Genomic DNA, 20,063 nt, shown 5'->3' with positions numbered 1-20,063 from the left:
ATGCTGAGCAAAAAGATTCGCAAATTCCTGGTGTTCGGGTGCATCGCAGCCATTTTCGCGGCGGTCGGCTACTGGAACATCAGTCCGGAGCGTTTTCTCGACAAGCCGGTCGCCAAGGCCGATGAAACCAGGATCGACTGGTACGCGACCAACACCCATAGCGTGCAGTACCTGCCCGATGGCAAATTGCAGTACGACATGACCTCCGACAAGGTCGAACACCTCAAGGCCAGTGACGTGACCCTGGTCAGCAAGCCGGACTTGAACATGTTCCGCGGCACTGAATTTCCGTGGCATGTGCAGAGCGAACGTGGCGAAGTCAATTCCGGTGGAACCGAAGTCGAACTGATCGACTCGGTACGAATCGCCCGAACCGACGAAAAAAAGCGCACGACCATTATTACCAGCACGCGCATGACCGTGTTCCCGCAGCAGCAATATGCGCAGACCGAGCAACCCGTTAGAATCGACGGCGCGGGTGGCGTTTCGACCGGCACGGGCATGAAAGCGTATTTGAAAGAAAGCAGGATACACCTGCTATCGAACGTAAGAGGACAGTATGAGGCTCGTTAAAACCCTCCCTATTTTGCTCAGTCTGGGCGCAGCACTGGGAAGCGTGAGCGCCTGGGCTCTGCCGAACGATCAAGAGCAGCCTATCCGCATTCAAGCCGACGATGCCCAACTGGACGACAAGAATGGCGTAGCCACCTACAAGGGTGACGTGATCATCACCCAAGGCTCGATGAAGGTCACCGGCAACACCGTGACCATCACCCGCACCCCGGCTGGCGATATCGACGTGGTGACCTCGGTGGGCAACCTCGCCTACTTCGAGCAGCTGCAAACTGCCGGCGACACCAAGCCGGTTCAGGGCTACGGCGTCACTATCCAGTACCACGCCTCGCAAAATCGCGTTGTGCTGATCGATCGCGCCAAAGTCATCGACAAGGACAACAACGTCACCCAAGGCGAGAAAATTGTCTACGACACAGAGAAAAAACTGGCGAGCGCCGGTCGCGCTACAGGCAACAAGGTGACCGAGTCGCGACCGCGCATCGACATGGTGATCCAGCCGAAAAAGAAAACCGACGAGCAAAAGGCCCAGTAATGGCAACTCTGAAAGCTCAGCATCTGGCCAAGAGCTACAAGAGCCGCCAGGTCGTGCGCGACGTCAGCCTGTCCATCGACAGCGGTCAGATCGTCGGCTTGCTTGGCCCTAACGGCGCCGGCAAAACCACCTGTTTCTACATGATCGTCGGCCTGGTACAGGCCGATCAGGGTCGCGTACTGATCGACGATCTGGACGTCAGCCATCAGCCGATGCACGGTCGTGCAAAAGCCGGTATCGGCTATCTTCCGCAGGAAGCGTCGATCTTCCGCAAACTGTCGGTGGCCGATAACATCCTGGCGATCCTCGAGACCCGCAAGGAGCTCGACAAGGCCGGTCGCCGCAAGGAGCTGGAAAGCCTGCTGCAGGAATTCCATATTCACCACATTCGCGACAACCTCGGCATGAGCCTGTCCGGTGGTGAGCGCCGCCGCGTGGAAATCGCCCGGGCACTGGCGACCAACCCGAAATTCATTCTCCTCGACGAACCCTTCGCCGGCGTGGACCCGATTTCGGTGGGCGACATCAAACAGATCATCCATCACCTCAAGGCCAAGGGCATTGGCGTGCTGATCACGGACCACAACGTCCGCGAAACCCTGGATATCTGCGAAACCGCCTACATCGTCAACGATGGCCAACTGATCGCCGAAGGCGACTCTGACACCATCCTGGCCAACGAACTGGTCAAGGAAGTGTATCTGGGCCATGAGTTCCGCCTGTAAGCACAGAGGTGTCCTGGCTTGTCGCTCAAGCGCTCGTCTCGATAAAAAATCAACACTTTTTTATTGTTACTGCGCTCTAGGCAAACGCTAAAGTTTCGGGCATATAATTTGCTTATGTTTGGCGCTCCGGCGCCCTGTAGTGGATGGCGCATGTGCGCCGGCGAATAAGGTGTTAAGCCCCTGCCATGAAACCATCGCTAGTCTTGAGAATGGGCCAGCAGCTGACGATGACACCGCAGCTGCAACAGGCCATCCGCCTGCTCCAATTGTCGACCCTGGACCTGCAACAGGAAATCCAGGAGGCCCTGGAGTCCAATCCGATGCTCGAACGCCAGGAAGAAGGCGACGACTTCGATAACGCCGACCCCTTGGCCGACAAAGCCGAACTGCAACCCAACGCCGACGTGTCGGAACCCTCCTACCAGGAAACCGCCCCGACGGTGGATAACCTCGAGGAAGGGGACTGGAACGAGCGCATTCCCAACGAACTGCCGGTCGATACCGCGTGGGAAGACGTTTACCAGACCAGCGCCAGCAGCCTGCCGAGCAACGATGACGACGAGTGGGACTTCACCACCCGTACCTCGGCCGGTGAAAGCCTGCAAAGCCATCTGCTGTGGCAACTGAACCTGGCACCGATGTCCGACACCGATCGCCTGATTGCCGTGACCCTGATCGACTGCATCAACAATCAGGGCTACCTGGACGAATCCCTCGAGGAAATTCTCGAAGCCTTCGACCCGGAACTGGACATCGAACTCGACGAAATCGAAGCCGTCCTGCATCGCATCCAGCAATTCGAACCCGCCGGCATCGGCGCCCGTAACCTGGGCGAATGCCTGTTGCTGCAATTGCGCCAGTTGCCCGCCAAGACCCCTTGGCTGACCGAGGCCAAGCGCCTGGTCAGCGACTACATCGATCTGCTTGGCAGTCGCGACTACAGCCAGCTGATGCGCCGCATGAAGCTCAAAGAAGATGAGCTGCGCCAGGTGATCGAACTGGTGCAGAGCCTCAACCCGCGTCCTGGCTCGCAGATCGAGTCCACTGAAGCCGAATACGTCGTCCCCGATGTCATCGTGCGCAAGGACAACGAGCGCTGGCTGGTGGAGCTGAACCAGGAATCGGTGCCACGGCTGCGGGTCAATGCCCAGTATGCCGGTTTCGTGCGCCGCGCCGACACCAGCGCCGACAACACCTTCATGCGCAATCAGTTGCAAGAGGCCCGCTGGTTCATCAAGAGCCTGCAGAGCCGCAACGAAACCCTGATGAAGGTGGCCACCCAGATCGTCGAGCATCAGCGTGGCTTTCTTGAGTACGGCGACGAAGCCATGAAACCGCTGGTACTGCATGACATCGCCGAAGCGGTGGGCATGCACGAGTCGACGATTTCCCGTGTGACTACGCAGAAATTCATGCACACCCCTCGGGGCATCTATGAATTGAAATACTTTTTTTCCAGCCACGTCAGCACCTCCGAAGGCGGCGAATGCTCGTCCACGGCGATCCGCGCGATCATCAAAAAACTGGTTGCAGCGGAAAATCAGAAAAAGCCGTTGAGTGACAGCAAGATCGCTGGTTTACTGGAGGCACAAGGCATTCAGGTGGCTCGCCGCACCGTCGCCAAGTACCGCGAATCCCTCGGGATCGCGCCTTCGAGCGAACGCAAGCGGTTGATGTAGAGCCACGCCACAGCGTTCCAGTGGTAGATCATCTGGTCTACCGCTTTATGCACTGGCAACGAAGGAGAAGCTGTATGCAAGTCAACATCAGTGGACACCAACTGGAAGTGACCGAACCTCTTCGCACCTACATCGGCGAAAAGCTCGAACGATTGGAGAGGCATTTCGACAAGATCACCAACGTGCAGGTCACGATGACGGTCGAAAAGCTCAAGCAGAAGATCGAAGCCACGCTGCATATTCCCGGCAATGAAGTCGTCGCCAACGCGGAACATACCGATATGTACGCGGCCATCGACGCATTGACCGACAAGCTGGATAAACAACTCAAAAAGCATAAGGAAAAGACCCAGAGCCTCCTCCAGGGCGCGACCGGTCGTTAACACTCCCAACCCATGATCCGACTTGAAACCATCCTGACCCCCGGCCGTTCCGTTGCGAACGCGCCGGGAGGCAGTAAAAAGAAAGCCCTCGAGCAAATTGCCAACCTCATCCACCGCGAAGTGCCGGATTTGGAGATGCAAGATGTCTTCGAGGCTCTGATTGCCCGTGAAAAACTCGGATCGACCGGTTTTGGCAACGGCATCGCCATCCCCCACTGTCGCCTCAAAGGCTGCACCTCGCCCATCAGCGCCTTGATGCATTTGGATGCACCCATCGATTTCGACGCCATCGACGGTGCCCCGGTTGACCTGCTGTTCGTGCTATTGGTCCCGGAAGCCGCTACCGATGCGCACCTGGAGCTGCTACGCCAGATCGCCAGCATGCTCGATCGCAAGGAAGTACGCGAAAAGCTGCGCAGCGCCCCGAGCAATCAAGCCTTGTATCAGGTTGTCCTGGACGAGCAAAACGGTCAGTAATCATGCGTTTGATCATCGTCAGTGGCCGCTCCGGCTCAGGTAAAAGTACCGCGCTCGATGTTCTCGAGGACAACGGCTTCTACTGCATCGACAACTTGCCTGCCGGGCTCCTGCCGGAATTGGCCGAGCGCGCCTTGATCCACACCGAGCTCGCCCAGCCGCTGGTTGCCGTGTCCATCGACGCGCGCAACCTGCCGAGCCATCTGTCGCGTTTTCCCGAGCTGCTGGAAGAAGTCCGCAGCCGGCATATCCAGTGCGATGTCCTGTACCTGGACGCCGACGAAGAAACCTTGCTCAAACGTTTTTCGGAGACCCGCCGGCGTCACCCGTTGAGCAACGCCAACCGTTCGCTGGCGGAGGCGATCAGCGACGAAAGCAACCTGCTCGGGCCGATTGCCGACCTCGCCGACCTCAAGGTCAACACCACCAACCTGAACCTGTATCAGCTGCGCGATACCATCAAGCTGCGCCTGCTGAATCAACCGGAACCCGGTACGGCGTTCCTGGTGGAATCCTTCGGCTTCAAGCGTGGCATGCCGGTAGACGCCGACCTGGTGTTCGACGTGCGTTGCCTGCCAAATCCTTACTGGAAACCGGAGCTGCGCGAACAGTCCGGGCTCGACAAGCCGGTCGCCGACTACCTGGCGGCACAACCGGACGTCGAGGAAATGTTCCAGGACATCTCTGCCTACCTGCTCAAGTGGCTGCCCCGCTTTGCAGCCAGCAATCGCGCTTATGTCACCATCGCCATAGGCTGCACCGGCGGGCATCACCGCTCCGTCTACCTGACCGAACGCCTGGGTCAGGCCCTGCAAAAAACCCTGAAGAACGTCCAGGTCCGCCACCGCGACCTCAGCTAAAGGATTCACATCGCGATGCCTGCTCTGGAAATCGAAATCATCAACAAGCTGGGCCTGCACGCCCGTGCTTCTGCAAAATTTGTCGGAGTGGCCGGTCAGTTCAAGGATTGCACGATCAGGGTGGGGCGCACCCCGGAATCAACGGTCGATGGCAAAAGCATCATGGCGATGATGATGCTGGCGGCAGGCAAGGGCACAAGGATTCATTTGATTACCGAAGGCGAGCAGGCCGATGAGGCGCTACAAGCCTTGGTGAACCTGATCAATAACTACTTCGATGAAGGCGAATGAACGCCAAAAGATCTTGTTTCACGCCAAAGCCGTATCCATCACCATCATCAAACAAAACCCGACCAACAATCCCAGGCTGGCCAGTTTGTCGTGACCGTGTCGGCGCGACTCGGGTATCACTTCGTGGGTAACCACCAACAGCATGGCCCCCGCCGCCAACGCCAGGCCCAACGGCAACAGCATCTCGGCCAGGCTGACCAGCCAGGCGCATAACAACGCAAAAACCGGTTCGACCAACCCTGACGCCGCACCGATCAGGAACGCCTTGACCCGCGACATCCCTGCCCCGGCCAACACCAACGCAATCACCAGCCCTTCCGGCACATCCTGCAAGGCGATGCCCATGGCCAGACTGTCGGCATCCGGCATCCCGCCACCGGCCGAGACGCCCACTGCCATGCCTTCCGGTATGTTGTGAGCGATGATGGCAAACACGAATAGCCAGATTCGCGGAGGAATCACCGGATGGTCAACCGTGCCCACGAGCATTTCCGGTGACGCGCCGGACACCTTGCGATCGACCAGAAACAGCCCGAACGCACCGAGCATGATGCCAAAGCTGATCAGGCCGCTGGCCGCCCAGGGCGTCAGCCCCAGGTTTTCAGCGGCGGAGATACCTGGAACGATCAGCGAAAACGCCGTCGCCGCGAGCATCACCCCGGCGCCGAAGCCCAGCAGCGTATCGCTGACCGCCTGGGGCATGTGCCGGATCACCAACACCGGCACGGCGCCCAAAGCCGTGCCCAGAGCGCAGATCGCCCCGCCTTGCAGCGCCCGCATCAGTTTCGGTTCCAGGTCCAGCCATACCAGCCCTTGGGCACCCAACAAGGTCATGCCCGCCAGCAGTAACAGCGATCCCAGCGCGTAACGAAACATTCGTCCACTTCCGATCGCCAGTGTTTCAGTACCCATAATCAGCCTTGGAAGATTTTTATAGAAGACTCAACCCAGCGCCGCCTGATAGCGCGCGCTGACTTGAGGCCAATTGATCACGTTGTAGAACGCATTGATGTATTCCGGACGGCGATTCTGATACCGCAGGTAATAAGCGTGCTCCCAGACGTCAAGGCCGAGAATCGGCGTATTGCCGTTCATCAACGGACTGTCCTGGTTGCCGCTGCTTTCAACGATCAATGTCTTTTGCGGCGTGACACTGAGCCATGCCCAGCCGCTGCCGAACCGGGTCAGCGCGGCCTTGGTGAAGGCCTCCTTGAACGTGTCCAGGCCACCCAGTTGCTCATCGATCGCCTTGGCCAGCGCACCGTCGGGATGACCGCCGCCATGAGGCGCCATCACTTCCCAGAACAGTGAATGATTGGCGTGGCCGCCGCCCTGATTGATCACCGCTGCGCGCAATTTTTCCGGCAGCTGCTGGATGCTTGCCACCAGCTTCTCCACCGGCCACTCGGCATATTCGGTGCCTTCCACCGCGGCATTGAGGTTGTTGATGTAGGTCTGGTGGTGCTTGGTGTAGTGGATTTCCATGGTCTGCGCATCGATGTGCGGTTCCAGGGCATCGTAGGCGTAGGGCAAGGCAGGCAGGGTAAAAGCCATGTTCAATGGACTCCATGATGTTGAGGTGCAGGTGAGGCGACATCCATGTCCAGTAAACGATGGCTGCGCGGGTACTCGCCGTGCTCGCTGATGAAACTCAGCAGCTCGACGTAGGTCTTGCTGCTCTGACGCCATGCCGCTTCACGCAAGGCCGGCGCCAGACGCGGGTCCTGCATGGTCTGCAATAATCGCTGGTGGATGGCGCACAAATACTCGGCGCTCTCCTCCGGCTGATTCAGACGCAGATGCAGGTCTGCCAGGTTGTGGTGGGAAATCACGCAGGCCGCCACCGCTTCATCGGCATCAGCCCAGCGCTCGAACAACACCTGGGCCAGGGCCAAAGCCTGCAAGTAAGCCTCGCGGGCATCGACCAGTTCGCCCAGCATGAAACAGCGATTGGCTCTTTCGATCGTGCGTTTCCAGTGCTCCATGGTGAGCCTCCAAAGCGCTAACGGTGATTACACGCCGCCCGCAGTAAGTTTCTCCGGGTTGAGTAACTCTTCCAGCTGGCTGCGAGTGAGGTCAGTGTGCTCCAGGGCGACATCGATCACCGGTCGCTCCTGTTGATAGGCCTTCTTGGCAATCTCGGCGGCTTTTTGGTAACCAATGATCGGGTTGAGTGCGGTGACCAGAATCGGATTGCGCGACAGCGCTTCCTTGATCCGGGTCTCGTTGACCTTGAAGCTGGCGATGGCCTTGTCACCCAGCAGACGGCTGGCGTTGGCCAGCAATTCGACACTGTTCAACAGGTTCTCGGCGATGATCGGCAACATCACGTTCAGTTCGAAATTGCCCGACTGACCGGCAATGGTGATGACGGTGTCGTTGCCGATGACTTGCGCGGCAACCATGGCGGTGGCTTCCGGGATCACCGGATTGACCTTGCCCGGCATGATCGAAGACCCCGGCTGCAAGGCTTCGAGCTCGATCTCACCGAGACCGGCCAGAGGACCGGAGTTCATCCAGCGCAGGTCGTTGGCGATTTTCATCAGCGAGACCGCCGTGGCTTTAAGCTGCCCGGATACTGCAACCGCGGTGTCCTGGGAGCCGATCAGCGCAAACAGGTCCTTGCCCGGCGTGAACTGCACCTGGGTCAGTTGTGTCAGCTGTTGACTGAAGCGTGCCGCAAACTCCGGATGTGCATTGATTCCCGTGCCCACCGCCGTGCCGCCCTGAGCCAGGGATTGCAGGCTCGGCAGCAGATCCTGCAGATGGCCAATGTTCGCCTTGAGTTGTTGCGCCCAACCGTTGAGCACCTGGCTCATGCGCACGGGCATGGCATCCATCAGGTGCGTACGCCCGGTCTTGATATGGTGATGAACCTCTCCGGCCTTGCGCTCGATCACCTGCACCAGATGCAGCAGCGCGGGGAGCAATTGTTCATGCAAGGCCAACGCTGCGCTGACATGGATGGTGGTCGGGATAATGTCGTTGCTGCTCTGGCCGCAGTTGACGTGATCGTTGGGGTTCACCGGCTCGCCGAGCAGACGGCTGGCCAGGGAGGCAATCACTTCGTTGGCGTTCATGTTGGAACTGGTGCCGGAGCCGGTCTGGAAAATGTCCACCGGAAAGTGCTGCATGAAGTCACCCTCGAGCAGGGCTTGGGCCGCCTCGACAATGGCCTGGCCCTGGGACGCGCTGATTTGCTCGAGCTCGACGTTGGCTCGGGCGGCGGCGGCCTTGGCCAGGATCAACGCGCGGATGAATTGCACCGGCATCGGCTTGCCGCTGATCGGGAAGTTGTCCACCGCGCGTTGGGTCTGTGCGCCGTAGAGCGCGTCTACCGGGACCTGGAGCTCGCCCATGCTGTCGCGCTCAATGCGTGTCTTGATCATCTGAAAATCCTTGCACCAGTTCAATGAGAGGAATCGAGGGTTGCAACTCGCAGGTCGCCAGTTGCCAGGTGTAGCGCTGCCAGCGCTTCAGGCGGCATTTGCACAGCGAGAGGCGCTCCAGTTCGCGCAGCGGCCGCCAGGCCTGGTCCAGGCAATAGGTCCGCCAGTGCCACGGCAGCGCGACGTCGGCGGCGGTATCGAGCAATAAACGGAAGGAAGTTTCGGCAATGGTCCAGGGCGAAGTTGCCGTGCAACACGCCAGGTACCGGCCTTCAGCCAGGTAATGGTCGATCAGGCGGGGCTCGTTGGGGTCCATCGCGCAACGGATCTGGCGACTCATCCAGCGCCAGCTTTCGAGGTAGGGCTGCTCGTGCAAGGCAAAACTCATGATCCGGGCTCATTCGGTAATGAGATTTATTATTAGATGATAATGAGAAGCAAAACAACCCCGCCAATGTAAGCGAGATCTAAACCTGTGGGAGCGAGCCTGCTCGCGAAAGCGGTGGCACATCCAACATAGATGTGACTGATCTACCGCTTTCGCGAGCAGGCTCGCTCCCACAAGGGGCGGGGCTCGGCGCATAAAAAAGGCGCACCACCCAAAGGGTGGCGCGCCTTTTTGTGTAGCTGCCGGGGGTTAGCTTCCCGCGACGGTCATCCGCTCGATCAACACCGACCCGGTGCGAATGTTGCTGCGCAGCTCCAGATCATTACCCACCGCAACGATCTGCTTGAACATGTCGCGCATGTTGCCGGCAATGGTCACTTCCTGGACCGCAAACTGGATTTCGCCGTTTTCGACCCAGTAACCGGCCGCGCCGCGGGAGTAGTCGCCGGTGACCATGTTCAGGCCCTGGCCCATCAGCTCAGTGACCAGCAGGCCACGGCCCATACGGCGCAGCAAAGCGGCCTGGTCTTCGTCGCCATGGGTGACGAACAGGTTGTGCACGCCGCCGGCGTTGGCGGTGCTCGGCATACCGAGCTTGCGCCCGGAATAGGTGCCGAGGATGTAGGACACCAGCTCGCCTTTTTCGACGAACGGTTTGGCGTAGGTCGCCAGGCCATCACCATCGAACGCCGCGCTGCCCAGCGCGCGCATCAAGTGTGGACGTTCATCGATGGTCAACCATTCCGGAAACAGTTTCTGCCCCAGGGTACCCTCGAGGAAGGACGATTTGCGGTACAGGCTGCCGCCGGAAATCGCCGAGAGGAAACTGCCGAACAAACCACCGGCCAGTTCCGCGGAAAACAGCACCGGCACTTCGCAGGTTGGCACCGGGCGGGCGCCAAGACGGCTCGCCGCCCGTTGCGCGGCATGCTGGCCGATGCTCACCGGGTCGGCCAGCAGGCTGCCCTGACGGTTCACGTCGTACCAGTAGTCGCGCTGCATTTGACCGTCGGCCTCAGCGATCATGACGCAGCTGAGGCTGTGGCGCGTCGATGCATAGCCACCGACAAATCCATGGCTGTTGCCGTACACGCGGCACCCCTGGTGGGTACTGAGGCTGGTGCCATCGGCGTTCTTGATCCGGCTGTCGGCGGCAAACGCCGCCGCTTCACAGGTCAAGGCCATCTCGATGGCTTGTTCCGGGGTGATGTCCCACTGGTGGAACAGGTCGAAGTCCTGCAGATCCTTGGCCATCAGCGCGGCATCGGCCAGGCCCGCGGCTTCGTCTTCCGAGGTGTGCCTGGCGATGGCCAGCGCGGCGGCAACGGTCTCGCGAATCGCCTCGGGGCCACTGGCCGAGGTACTCGCCGAACCTTTGCGCTGGCCGACATACAGCGTAATACCAAAACCCTGGTCGCGGTTGAATTCGACGGTTTCGACTTCACGCTGGCGCACGGTCGTGGAGAGCCCCTGCTCCAGGGACACCGCCACCTCACAGGCACTGGCGCCCTGACGCCTGGCTTCAGCGATGATCTGCTCGACTTGTTCTTGCAGTGCCGGTAACGCTTGTGGGCCGACGCTTTCAACTGCACTCATGCTGTTCTCCACTCAAATTCTGCTTTCGGTAAGGCCTTCGAGCGACCGGGCCGGACAAGCGGCCCCCGACTGGTTATCATGGCGGCGTTTCTTTGCGGACGGCCACCATGGTTGATTCTTACGACGACTCCCTCGATACGGGAGAAAAAAGCAAATCCCAGGTCAAACGCGAGCTGCATGCTCTGGTTGACCTCGGCGAGCGCCTTACAACGCTCAAGCCTGACCTGCTGGCAAAACTGCCGTTGACCGACGCCATGCGCCGGGCCCTGGCCGATGCGCCCAAGCACACCGCGAATATCGCGCGTAAACGGCACCTCATGTTCATCGGCAAACTGATGCGCGATCAGGACACTGACGCCATTCTGACTCTGCTCGATCAACTCGATGCCTCCACCCGGCAGTACAACGAACGTTTCCATGGCCTGGAACGCTGGCGCGATCGCTTGATCGCAGGCGACGACGGCGTCCTGGAGAAGTTCGTACTCGACTACCCGGAGGCTGATCGTCAGCAATTGCGCTCCCTGATCCGTCAGGCCCAGCACGAACTGGCGACCAACAAGCCACCGGCATCGAGCCGTAAAATCTTCAAGTACATCCGTGAGCTGGACGAGACTCAACGCGGCCTGCGCTGAGTCCCGAATCGGGTGAGTTGCCACGCAACTCACCCGAAGCTCCATTTCTTACGATCCTGTGCCACCCACAGTGATCGCATCTATTTTCAGCGTTGGCTGGCCGACACCCACCGGTACCGACTGCCCATCCTTGCCACACGTCCCCACGCCACTGTCCAGCGCCAGGTCGTTACCGACCATCGACACCTTGCTCATCGCTTCCGGGCCGTTGCCGATCAAGGTCGCGCCTTTGACCGGCGCAGTAATCTTGCCGTCTTCGATCAGATAGGCCTCACTGGTGGAAAACACGAATTTGCCGCTGGTGATGTCAACCTGGCCGCCGCCGAGGTTGGCGCAGTAGATACCCCGTTTGACCGAGGCAATGATTTCCGCCGGATCGCTTTCGCCCGCCAGCATGTAGGTATTGGTCATGCGCGGCATCGGCAGGTGCGCGTAGGATTCACGGCGACCGTTACCGGTGCGGGCCACGCCCATCAGCCGGGAGTTGAGCTTGTCTTGCATATAGCCTTTGAGCACGCCGTTTTCGATCAGCGTGGTGCACTCGGTCGGGGTGCCCTCATCGTCGACGCTCAGCGAGCCACGACGGCCGGCCAGCGTGCCGTCATCGACGATGGTGCAGAGCTTGGACGCAACCATCTCACCCATGCGCCCGCTGTAGGCGGAGCTGCCCTTGCGGTTGAAATCGCCTTCCAGGCCGTGACCGACCGCTTCGTGCAACAGCACGCCGGACCAGCCCGAACCCAATACCACCGGCAAGGTACCGGCCGGCGCGGGGATGGCTTCAAGGTTGACCAGTGCCTGGCGCAGCGCCTCACGGGCGTAGCTCATGGCGCGGTCTTCAGAGAGAAAATAGCGGTAGTCGGTACGCCCGCCACCGCCATGACCGCCGCGTTCGCGGCGACCATTCTGTTCGACGATCACGCTGACGTTGAAGCGCACCAGCGGCCGCACATCCGCCGCCAGGCCGCCGTCGGTGGACGCCACCAGGATGCGCTCCCAGACGCCGGCCATGCTGACGGTCACCTGCTGGATGCGTGGATCGAGGGCACGGGTCGCGACGTCGATGCGCTTGAGCAACTCGACTTTCTCGGCGCGGGTCATCACTTCCAGCGGGTTATCAGGCCCGTACAACTGGGCAACGTCCTGGGTAGTGAACGCCTGCACCGTTCCGTTCTGCCCGGCGCGGGAGATCGAACGTGCTGCGCGTGCCGCCGCTCCCAACGCTTCCAGGGTAATTGCATTGCTGTAGGCAAAACCGGTTTTTTCACCCGATTGCGCCCGCACGCCGACACCCTGGTCGAGGTTGAAACTGCCTTCCTTGACGATGCCGTCTTCCAGCGCCCAGGATTCGGAAATCTGCCCCTGGAAATACAGGTCGGCCGCATCGATGCCTGGACCGGCCAGGTCGCCAAGCACCCCTTGCAGGCTCTCGATCGTTACGCCACCGGGCGCCAGGAGGTGTTCACTGACTGAGGACAACAACTCGCTCATATGCTTTACGCCTTAAATTCGTCGTTCCGGGCAGGTCGCTGTGCGCCCTGCGAGAAAAAGCGCCGGTGACTGGACACCGGCATCCGCGCCCTGATGGACGCCTGTTCGCTGCTATCGCGTTCGGCCAGCAGCACGGCCTCGCCTTGATCCTTCTGCGCCAATACACGCCCCCAAGGGTCGATGATTGCGGCATGCCCCCAGGTTTCCCGCGGCCCCGGATGCGTCCCACCCTGGGCGGCAGCGAGCACATAACATTGAGTCTCGATGGCCCGTGCGCGAATCAGCACCTCCCAATGGGCCGCGCCCGTCACTGCGGTAAAGGCCGACGGCGCGGTAATCAACTCCGCGCCGGCGGCACGCAATTCACTGTACAGCTCTGGAAATCGCAAGTCGTAACACACCGTCAGGCCGACTCGACCGACGGGCGTGTCCGCCACCACCACACCACTGCCGTAAGCATAGTCATCGGATTCGCGATAACGCCCACGATTATCCGCCACATCCACGTCGAACAAATGCAGCTTGTCGTAGCGCGCCACCGTTTCGCCCCGGTCGTCCACCAGTAACGAGCAGGCGTGCACTTTCGCCCCCGGCTGATCCACCGGCGGCAGCGGCAAGGTGCCGGCCACTATCCATAAGTTGAGGTCGCGTGCGGTCTGTTTCAACCATGGCAGGATCGGCCCTTCTCCCGATGCTTCGGTGCGACCGATGTCGGCAACGTCGCGACGGCCCATGGCGGCGAAGTTTTCCGGCAGTACGGCCAGGCGCGCACCACCCGCAGCCGCCTCCTCGAGCAAACGACGGGCTTGGGCCAGATTGGCCAGCACATCGCTCTGGCTGACCATTTGAATCACCGCTACAGACATGGTTTTTTCCCTGATCTGGAATAACGCATACCTGTAGGAGCGAGCTTGCTCGCGATGGACGTGAACGATGACGAGTGTTATCTGAACAAACGCGTTGTCCTCACGTTTTTCGCGAGCAAGCTCGCTCCTACAGGGATTGCGTCGCTACGGCCATGCTACTCCATCGAGCTGGGGGCGTGATTTCAAAAAGGCTTTTCGAAAGTGATTTTCGGATCTTTCCACGGCCCTTTGACGCTGTACTGCACGCTGGCAAAACGCGCCACGCGATCACCGATCAGCTTGTCGATCAGAAACAGCGCCCCGCCAATGGCCGGTGCGCCAACGATCAGTGCGGCAATCGGCAAGTTGTTGGTCACCGGCAAGGTCACCAGCAACTTGGCATCCACCCTGTCCCCTACCAGATCCAGGGTGCCGTTGAGCTCAAGATTGCTCGACGGACCGGTCAACCGGATGGGCTCACGGGTGACATACACGCCGTTGGACGCCACCAGCAGGCCTTTGACCCGGTCATAACTCAGGCCTTTGCCAAACAGGTCGGAGAAGTCCAGGCGCAGACGGCGGCCAATGGAGTTGAAATTGAGCAGGCCAAAGACTCGCAACGCCTGTGCGCTGCCCTCGACCTCAACGAACTGACCTTTATTCAACGAAGCATCGAGGGTTCCGGAAAAGCGCTTGGTGGCCAGCCAGGCCGGTGAGCCGGGCCAGCGACCGTCGACGTCCATATGGAAATTTTCACTGGTGACGCTCGGCGCAAAGCCCCAGCCTTTGAGCACGTCGGCGAGGTTCTTGCCGCTGGCCCGGCCCTTGAACCAACTGCTGGAAGAGCCAGGCGTGCCTTCCCAACCGCCATTGCCCTGCAACAGAATGCCTTTGAGACCCAGATCCAGCGTATTGAGGGCGATGCCCTTGGCCGTCGGACGCACTTTCAGCGACCAGCCGCCCACCAGATCCTGCCCCTGGAACAATTGATTGATGGTGATATCCAGCGCCGGAATTTTTGTCGGGTCGACCGCTGCCAGTGGATCAGGCGAGTTTTCGTCAGCCAGCACAGTCGGATCCGGCGCAGGTAAACGCACGTATTGCAGATTGACCGCAATCGGCGCGGCTTTGGCATCGGGAACGCTGGCGCCCCCTTTGACCTGCTGACTATCAAGTCGCACCGCCCATGCGCCCGGTTTGCGGTTCAGCTGAATGTCCGCCTGATCAAGGGTAGTACCGACTCCGCTGAGCTTGCCGACCTTGAGATCCACACTGCTGAGCAACTGTTTGGCGTTACCGCCCGGGTCCTGACCGGCGTATTTGTCCAGCAGATCCTTCCACGGGCCGACATCCAGCTCCGCCAGCGCGCCACGCACCCGCAGGCCTTTGGCCCCGGGCAGCACGGCATCGCCGCCACCGAGGATCAACTCACCGCGACCGTCGGCAAAATTGCCGGGCGGCGCCGCGAAGGTGAAGTTGGCCAGTTGGCCATGGTTGACCCAGTAGCGCCGCTCCGGACCTTGCAACGTCATACGGAAAGTGGTGTCGCGGCCCACATCGGCCGCCAGGCCGAACGGCGCGGGCAAATCGAGGGTCACGCCCTTGAGGCTGGAACTGACCATCAACTGACTGTTGTCACCTTCAAGATTCAATTGCAGCTGATAGGGAATCAGGCCGGACACCGGCAATGGCTGAGTGACGCTCAACCAGTCCGTGAGTTTCTTGACCTCGACCTGACCCGATGCGGCCACACGGGTCTTGAGGTTGCCCGGGCTGCCATCGGCGAAAATCTGTGCACTGACCGGCTTGTCGAAGGCGCGAGCGGTGATGTTCTGCCCGCTCAAGCCCTTGGCACTGTCGAAACGGAAATCGCCCTTGAGCTGGGTCAGCTCCAGGGTCGGTTCGGCCAGTTTCAGGCGCGCCTTGGCGGTCTTGAAGTCGACGAGGATTTTCGGCTGCTCGCCTTTGGCCAACGGGATATCCAGTTTCAGCTTGCCCTGCAGATCGCCCTCGCCTTCCCAACCGGCAAAGGTCTGGGCGGTACCGATCGGTGCTTGCTGAAGAATCTTCAGGCCATCGCCCAAACCGCCGGCGAACGCGCCGTCGAGAAACAGTCGGCTGGTTTTACCGCTCGCGACGTGGGGAATATTGACGTAGATATCGCGAACCTGGGTGTCGAGTAACTGGCCTTTGCTGGCCAGGATACGCACGCCGCTGTCTTCGACGAACACATCACCCGTGACCTTGCTGACATGGGGCCAGCCTGGCTGGAAGGCCAGCTCGGCATCGTGCACCTTGAAGAACAGGCTGATGCTGCGATCCTCTTGCGCAGCGCCCTTGTTCAACGAACCTTGATACTGAAAGAAGCCCTGGTCCACAGCGCCTTTGAGAATCGCCGTTCGCAGCCATTCGTCCAGCGCCGGGCTGAGCATTGTCGGCAAATACTTGGCGGTGTACTTGCCATCGCCGTCCACCAGACCGACCCGCAGGTCCATGTAATCTTCCTGGGAGTGATCGAAATGCAGGCGGATCAGGAAATCGCCGGCGATCTTGCCCTCTTCGCCCAACACCTTGAGGTAGGGTGCAATCAGGGTGAAACCTTCTTTGTCGAGCTTCCAGTTCAAGGTTGCGTTGGCCTGGAGGTATTGCCAGGGCTTGGCGAAGATCGGGTCCAGGTGCAGGGAAAAATCCTTGCTGTCCATGCGCAACTCCCCGCGCCCGAGGTCACCGCTGATACTGCCGCTGACGTTACGCGCCGCCGGAGCGCCGTGCCAGGCGTCGAAGCCGACCCGGTCCAGGTTGGCGGCAAAGCTGAACTTGCTGTCGTCGGTAGCGTTGGGCCGGAAATCGATCAGTACATTGCGCAAACCACCGGTCACCTTCAGCCGCTCCACCGCCGTGGAAACACCCTGGGGCAGTGGCCCCAAAGCATTCAGCAGGGGAGTGAGCGCAGTGAGGTCGAGACGGTCGGCCTGTAGATGCCAGAGCTCTTGCGTCTTGTCGGTGGCCACGCTGCCCTTGAGTTGCAAACGTGACTCCCAGCGCGTCTCGCCAAGGTTCATGGCCAGGGAGTCCAGGCTCGCGAGAAAGCCGTCGGCGCTGCGCTGGAAATAACCGTTGAGCGCCAGGTTATTGATCTGGATCGGTTTGCGCTCGGCGTAGGCGCCCTTGAGTTGCGGGGCATTCAAACGGACTGCGGCGCTTTGCAGGGCGCCCTTGTTCCAGTTCAGCCACAGCTCGCCGCCGGCCTTGATCTCGGAGAAATTCCACTGCTGGGTCAGGCGCTCCGGCAACCACTTCGACCAGTCGCTTTGCGGCAGGCTCAGGTAGGCATCCACCTCGCCGTCCTTCCACTCGCTGGCGCGGATACGCGTACGCAGACTCATGGCCATCGGCTGGCCATCGGGCAGGGTCAGGCGGGCGTCGAGTCGTTGGCGGGAAGCGCCGGTTTTCAGATTCAAGCCGACGTAAGTCAGGGTCAACGGTGGCTGATCCAGTGACTGAAAGGTGATCTGGCTGTCGAGCACCGACAGTTGCTGGACCATTTGCATACGATTGAGCAACTGCTGCGGATCAAGCGGTTGATCCTGCTGTACCGGCAGGCCTTCCAGCGCCCAGTGACCGTCTGCGCCTTCCTTGAGGCTGATCTTCAGGCCATTGAGTTCCAGGTGAGCGATGCGCACCTCCCGTGCCAGCAGACTCGCCCAGAGATCCGGCACCGCGCGTACCTGATCCAGGCGCAGGGCATTGGCGGCCTCGCCGACCATCACGTCGTGAGCGAGCAGAACCGGCGCAAAACCGCTCCAGTTGCCTTCCAGTTCGCCGATATGCAGCGGCATGCCCAAGGCCGCCGCCGCTTTGGTTTCGACTTCGGCACGGTATTCGGCCACCAGGGGTGTCAATTCCCGGCCAAGACTGACATAGAGCGCCATCAGCACCAGGACCAACGCGCACAGGCCCAGACCCCAGCGGGTCAGTGCGGCCAGTATGCGTGTCAGACGGTCCATGTCAGTTGGCTCCCATGGCAGTAATAATGCAAAACGCTGAGGCCAGCTGTTCTAGCAGGGTTGAAACACAGCGATTCAGAGCAGCACCACGTCGTATTGTTCCTGGGAATACATGGTTTCCACCTGGAACCGAATGGTGCGTCCGATAAAACCTTCCAGTTCGGCAACATTGCCCGACTCCTCATCGAGCAAACGGTCGACGACTTTCTGGTTCGCCAATACACGATAGCCTTCGGCCTGATAGGCGCGCGCCTCGCGGAGAATTTCGCGGAAAATTTCGTAGCAAACGGTTTCCGGCGTCTTCAGCTTGCCGCGTCCCTGGCAGCTGCTGCAGGGTTCGCACAGCACCTGTTCCAGGCTTTCGCGGGTGCGCTTGCGGGTCATCTGCACCAGGCCCAGCTCGGTGATACCGATGATGTTGGTCTTGGCGTGATCGCGCTCCAGCTGTTTCTCCAGGGTGCGCAGCACCTGACGCTGGTGCTCTTCGTCTTCCATGTCGATGAAGTCGATGATGATGATCCCGCCCAGATTGCGCAGGCGCAGCTGACGGGCAATAGCGGTGGCGGCTTCGAGGTTGGTCTTGAAGATGGTTTCTTCGAGGTTGCGATGACCGACGAAGGCCCCGGTATTGACGTCAATGGTGCTCATGGCTTCCGCCGGATCCACCACCAGGTAGCCGCCGGACTTCAGCGGCACTTTACGCTCAAGGGCCTTCTGGATTTCATCTTCGACGCCGTACAGGTCGAAGATCGGCCGTTCGCCGGGGTAATGCTCCAGGCGATCGGCAATTTCCGGCATCAGCTCGGCGACAAATTGCGTGGTTTTCTGGAAGGTCTCGCGGGAATCGATGCGGATCTTCTCGATCTTCGGGCTGACCAGGTCACGCAAGGTGCGCAACGCCAGGCCGAGGTCTTCGTAAATCACACTCGGCGCGCTAATGGTCTTGATCTGGTCGTTGATCTGGTCCCAGAGCCTGCGCAGGTAGCGGATGTCCATGAGGATTTCATCGGCGCCGGCACCCTCGGCGGCGGTGCGCAGGATAAATCCACCGGCTTCCTTGATGCCCTCCGCGGCGACACAATCGGTGACCACCTGCTTGAGACGATCGCGCTCGGCTTCGTCTTCGATCTTCAGCGAAATGCCAACGTGGGCAGTGCGCGGCATGTACACCAGATAGCGCGATGGAATCGATAGCTGGGTCGTCAGGCGTGCGCCTTTGGAGCCGATCGGATCCTTGGTGACTTGCACCACCAGGCTCTGGCCTTCATGGACCAGCGCGCTGATGCTTTCGATCGTCGGGCCTTCGCGCAGGGAAATTTCCGAAGCGTGAATGAACGCGGCGCGGTCCAGGCCGATGTCGACGAAAGCCGCCTGCATGCCGGGCAAAACCCGCACGACCTTACCTTTGTAAATGTTGCCGACGATGCCGCGTTTCTGCGTGCGTTCGACGTGAACCTCTTGCAGGACACCGTTTTCAACCACCGCCACGCGCGATTCCATCGGCGTGATGTTGATCAGGATCTCTTCACTCATGGCAGGGTCTCGTTCAGGCATATTCACGATAATGGCCGCATCTTGTCAGTACGACGCTCAGCGCGCGTTAAGGGTTTGCCAACAGGGTATGCCGAAATGGCCGAGCAGCTCCGAGGTTTCGCACAGCGGCAGTCCGACTACCGCCGAATAGCTTCCATTCAGTCGGGCGACAAACACCGCGCCCAACCCTTGAATGCCGTAACCGCCCGCCTTGTCCCGCGGTTCGCCGCTGGCCCAGTAGGCCACCGCTTCCTCGCGGTCGATGGGGCGAAAACACACCAGACTGCGCACAACCCGTGACTCGCAACGCTCACCGTCAAGCACGGCAATGGCGGTCAGCACTTCATGCTCCCGGCCAGCCAACATCTTAAGCATGGCGCACGCGTCGGCTTCGTCCACTGGTTTGCCGAGAATTTTCCCGTCGAGCACCACCGCGGTATCGGCGCCCAGCACGCAGAAATCCGCCTCGGACACCGCCAGCCGGCGCCCGGCTTCGGCCTTGCCACGCGCGAGGCGTTCGACATAGGCCGATGGCGATTCAAGATTCAAAGGGGTTTCATCGATGTCCGCACTGATGACGGAGAACGGCACGCCGATCTGCGTGAGCAATTCACGCCGACGCGGCGAACCTGAGGCGAGGTACAGCTGTTTCATCAAGA

The 20,063-nt window shown here is 60.3% G+C and carries 20 protein-coding genes; 9 read left to right on the top strand and 11 right to left on the bottom strand.

The window, feature by feature from the left end; genetic code table 11:
• From lptC to J2W17_RS22825, 8 genes are all read left to right on the top strand, one after another.
• Nucleotides 1-573 carry an LPS export ABC transporter periplasmic protein LptC gene (gene lptC, locus J2W17_RS22860; protein WP_307339765.1) on the top strand — a complete coding sequence of 191 codons (573 nt, stop codon included), beginning with the start codon at nucleotides 1-3 and terminating at the stop codon, nucleotides 571-573.
• Nucleotides 560-1,108, top strand: a complete 549-nt coding sequence (lptA, locus tag J2W17_RS22855) for a lipopolysaccharide transport periplasmic protein LptA (RefSeq protein WP_064679716.1) — start codon at nucleotides 560-562, stop codon at nucleotides 1,106-1,108. The genes lptC and lptA overlap by 14 nt, the downstream gene beginning before the upstream one ends.
• Nucleotides 1,108-1,833 (top strand): LPS export ABC transporter ATP-binding protein, encoded by a 726-nt coding sequence (gene lptB / locus J2W17_RS22850; protein WP_064679717.1) that lies wholly within the window; start codon nucleotides 1,108-1,110, stop codon nucleotides 1,831-1,833. Before lptA ends, lptB begins: the two co-directional genes overlap by 1 nt.
• Nucleotides 1,834-2,018: 185 nt before the next feature.
• Nucleotides 2,019-3,512 (top strand): RNA polymerase factor sigma-54, encoded by a 1,494-nt coding sequence (locus tag J2W17_RS22845; protein ID WP_307339759.1) that lies wholly within the window; start codon nucleotides 2,019-2,021, stop codon nucleotides 3,510-3,512.
• 74 nt (nucleotides 3,513-3,586) lie between these two features.
• The gene (gene hpf / locus J2W17_RS22840; RefSeq protein ID WP_007941242.1) at nucleotides 3,587-3,895 is read left to right on the top strand and encodes a ribosome hibernation-promoting factor, HPF/YfiA family; all 309 of its coding nucleotides are present in this window, start codon (nucleotides 3,587-3,589) and stop codon (nucleotides 3,893-3,895) included.
• A gap of 12 nt (nucleotides 3,896-3,907) precedes the next feature.
• Nucleotides 3,908-4,372: a PTS IIA-like nitrogen regulatory protein PtsN gene (ptsN, locus tag J2W17_RS22835; RefSeq protein ID WP_307339754.1), complete on the top strand. Its 465-nt coding sequence runs from the start codon at nucleotides 3,908-3,910 to the stop codon at nucleotides 4,370-4,372.
• 2 nt (nucleotides 4,373-4,374) lie between these two features.
• Nucleotides 4,375-5,232 carry an RNase adapter RapZ gene (gene rapZ, locus J2W17_RS22830; protein ID WP_307339751.1) on the top strand — a complete coding sequence of 286 codons (858 nt, stop codon included), beginning with the start codon at nucleotides 4,375-4,377 and terminating at the stop codon, nucleotides 5,230-5,232.
• Between the two features lie 15 nt (nucleotides 5,233-5,247).
• A complete protein-coding gene (locus J2W17_RS22825; RefSeq protein ID WP_307339748.1) occupies nucleotides 5,248-5,523 on the top strand; it encodes an HPr family phosphocarrier protein in 276 nt (91 codons plus the stop codon).
• An 18-nt stretch (nucleotides 5,524-5,541) separates the two neighbouring features.
• Here the strand turns inward: J2W17_RS22825 and J2W17_RS22820 are convergent, their stop codons facing one another.
• From J2W17_RS22820 to pmbA, 6 genes are all read right to left on the bottom strand, one after another.
• The gene (locus J2W17_RS22820) at nucleotides 5,542-6,435 is read right to left on the bottom strand and encodes a ZIP family metal transporter (RefSeq protein ID WP_307339745.1); all 894 of its coding nucleotides are present in this window, start codon (nucleotides 6,433-6,435) and stop codon (nucleotides 5,542-5,544) included.
• Nucleotides 6,436-6,465: 30 nt separating this feature from the next.
• Nucleotides 6,466-7,077 (bottom strand): superoxide dismutase, encoded by a 612-nt coding sequence (locus J2W17_RS22815; protein WP_307339743.1) that lies wholly within the window; start codon nucleotides 7,075-7,077, stop codon nucleotides 6,466-6,468.
• Nucleotides 7,078-7,079: 2 nt separating this feature from the next.
• Complete coding sequence (locus tag J2W17_RS22810) at nucleotides 7,080-7,508, bottom strand: hypothetical protein (RefSeq protein ID WP_307339740.1); 429 nt, start codon at nucleotides 7,506-7,508, stop codon at nucleotides 7,080-7,082.
• A gap of 27 nt (nucleotides 7,509-7,535) precedes the next feature.
• On the bottom strand, nucleotides 7,536-8,912 hold the full coding sequence (locus J2W17_RS22805; protein ID WP_307339737.1) for a class II fumarate hydratase: 1,377 nt from the start codon (nucleotides 8,910-8,912) through the stop codon (nucleotides 7,536-7,538).
• Nucleotides 8,893-9,300 (bottom strand): FagA protein, encoded by a 408-nt coding sequence (locus J2W17_RS22800; RefSeq protein ID WP_307339735.1) that lies wholly within the window; start codon nucleotides 9,298-9,300, stop codon nucleotides 8,893-8,895. Before J2W17_RS22800 ends, J2W17_RS22805 begins: the two co-directional genes overlap by 20 nt.
• Before the next feature lie 249 nt (nucleotides 9,301-9,549).
• Nucleotides 9,550-10,896, bottom strand: a complete 1,347-nt coding sequence (pmbA, locus tag J2W17_RS22795) for a metalloprotease PmbA (protein ID WP_307339732.1) — start codon at nucleotides 10,894-10,896, stop codon at nucleotides 9,550-9,552.
• 107 nt (nucleotides 10,897-11,003) lie between these two features.
• Between pmbA and yjgA the strand changes: the two genes are divergently transcribed.
• Entirely contained in the window at nucleotides 11,004-11,528 is a 525-nt protein-coding gene (gene yjgA / locus J2W17_RS22790) for a ribosome biogenesis factor YjgA (protein ID WP_064679728.1), read from the top strand.
• 48 nt (nucleotides 11,529-11,576) lie between these two features.
• Here the strand turns inward: yjgA and tldD are convergent, their stop codons facing one another.
• The 5 genes from tldD to J2W17_RS22765 form a co-directional block, all read right to left on the bottom strand.
• Nucleotides 11,577-13,019, bottom strand: coding sequence for a metalloprotease TldD (gene tldD, locus J2W17_RS22785; protein WP_307339726.1), 1,443 nt, complete (start codon nucleotides 13,017-13,019; stop codon nucleotides 11,577-11,579).
• A gap of 5 nt (nucleotides 13,020-13,024) precedes the next feature.
• On the bottom strand, nucleotides 13,025-13,885 hold the full coding sequence (locus tag J2W17_RS22780) for a carbon-nitrogen hydrolase family protein (protein WP_307339723.1): 861 nt from the start codon (nucleotides 13,883-13,885) through the stop codon (nucleotides 13,025-13,027).
• 182 nt (nucleotides 13,886-14,067) lie between these two features.
• On the bottom strand, nucleotides 14,068-17,871 hold the full coding sequence (locus J2W17_RS22775; RefSeq protein WP_307339720.1) for a YhdP family protein: 3,804 nt from the start codon (nucleotides 17,869-17,871) through the stop codon (nucleotides 14,068-14,070).
• A 75-nt stretch (nucleotides 17,872-17,946) separates the two neighbouring features.
• Nucleotides 17,947-19,404: a ribonuclease G gene (gene rng / locus J2W17_RS22770; RefSeq protein WP_307339717.1), complete on the bottom strand. Its 1,458-nt coding sequence runs from the start codon at nucleotides 19,402-19,404 to the stop codon at nucleotides 17,947-17,949.
• Nucleotides 19,405-19,461: 57 nt separating this feature from the next.
• On the bottom strand, nucleotides 19,462-20,058 hold the full coding sequence (locus tag J2W17_RS22765; protein ID WP_307339713.1) for a Maf family protein: 597 nt from the start codon (nucleotides 20,056-20,058) through the stop codon (nucleotides 19,462-19,464).
• Nucleotides 20,059-20,063 lie beyond the last annotated feature (5 nt).

This window comes from Pseudomonas lini (assembly GCF_030812475.1).
Taxonomy (GTDB): Bacteria; Pseudomonadota; Gammaproteobacteria; order Pseudomonadales; family Pseudomonadaceae; genus Aquipseudomonas; species Aquipseudomonas lini_A.
This window is presented reverse-complemented; position numbering and strand designations above follow the sequence as displayed.

Excerpts from the sequence above, each read along its gene's own strand:
- J2W17_RS22825 (WP_307339748.1), top strand. The coding sequence starts at position 5,248 with ATGCCTGCTCTGGAAATCGAAATCATCAACAAGCTGGGCCTGCACGCC.
- lptC (WP_307339765.1), top strand. The coding sequence starts at position 1 with ATGCTGAGCAAAAAGATTCGCAAATTCCTGGTGTTCGGGTGCATCGCA.
- J2W17_RS22810 (WP_307339740.1), bottom strand. The coding sequence starts at position 7,508 with ATGGAGCACTGGAAACGCACGATCGAAAGAGCCAATCGCTGTTTCATG.
- yjgA (WP_064679728.1), top strand. The coding sequence starts at position 11,004 with ATGGTTGATTCTTACGACGACTCCCTCGATACGGGAGAAAAAAGCAAA.
- J2W17_RS22800 (WP_307339735.1), bottom strand. The coding sequence starts at position 9,300 with ATGAGTTTTGCCTTGCACGAGCAGCCCTACCTCGAAAGCTGGCGCTGG.
- rng (WP_307339717.1), bottom strand. The coding sequence starts at position 19,404 with ATGAGTGAAGAGATCCTGATCAACATCACGCCGATGGAATCGCGCGTG.
- ptsN (WP_307339754.1), top strand. The coding sequence starts at position 3,908 with ATGATCCGACTTGAAACCATCCTGACCCCCGGCCGTTCCGTTGCGAAC.
- lptB (WP_064679717.1), top strand. The coding sequence starts at position 1,108 with ATGGCAACTCTGAAAGCTCAGCATCTGGCCAAGAGCTACAAGAGCCGC.
- J2W17_RS22765 (WP_307339713.1), bottom strand. The coding sequence starts at position 20,058 with ATGAAACAGCTGTACCTCGCCTCAGGTTCGCCGCGTCGGCGTGAATTG.
- J2W17_RS22820 (WP_307339745.1), bottom strand. The coding sequence starts at position 6,435 with ATGGGTACTGAAACACTGGCGATCGGAAGTGGACGAATGTTTCGTTAC.
- pmbA (WP_307339732.1), bottom strand. The coding sequence starts at position 10,896 with ATGAGTGCAGTTGAAAGCGTCGGCCCACAAGCGTTACCGGCACTGCAA.
- J2W17_RS22805 (WP_307339737.1), bottom strand. The coding sequence starts at position 8,912 with ATGATCAAGACACGCATTGAGCGCGACAGCATGGGCGAGCTCCAGGTC.
- lptA (WP_064679716.1), top strand. The coding sequence starts at position 560 with ATGAGGCTCGTTAAAACCCTCCCTATTTTGCTCAGTCTGGGCGCAGCA.
- J2W17_RS22845 (WP_307339759.1), top strand. The coding sequence starts at position 2,019 with ATGAAACCATCGCTAGTCTTGAGAATGGGCCAGCAGCTGACGATGACA.
- J2W17_RS22815 (WP_307339743.1), bottom strand. The coding sequence starts at position 7,077 with ATGGCTTTTACCCTGCCTGCCTTGCCCTACGCCTACGATGCCCTGGAA.
- rapZ (WP_307339751.1), top strand. The coding sequence starts at position 4,375 with ATGCGTTTGATCATCGTCAGTGGCCGCTCCGGCTCAGGTAAAAGTACC.
- tldD (WP_307339726.1), bottom strand. The coding sequence starts at position 13,019 with ATGAGCGAGTTGTTGTCCTCAGTCAGTGAACACCTCCTGGCGCCCGGT.
- J2W17_RS22780 (WP_307339723.1), bottom strand. The coding sequence starts at position 13,885 with ATGTCTGTAGCGGTGATTCAAATGGTCAGCCAGAGCGATGTGCTGGCC.
- J2W17_RS22775 (WP_307339720.1), bottom strand. The coding sequence starts at position 17,871 with ATGGACCGTCTGACACGCATACTGGCCGCACTGACCCGCTGGGGTCTG.
- hpf (WP_007941242.1), top strand. The coding sequence starts at position 3,587 with ATGCAAGTCAACATCAGTGGACACCAACTGGAAGTGACCGAACCTCTT.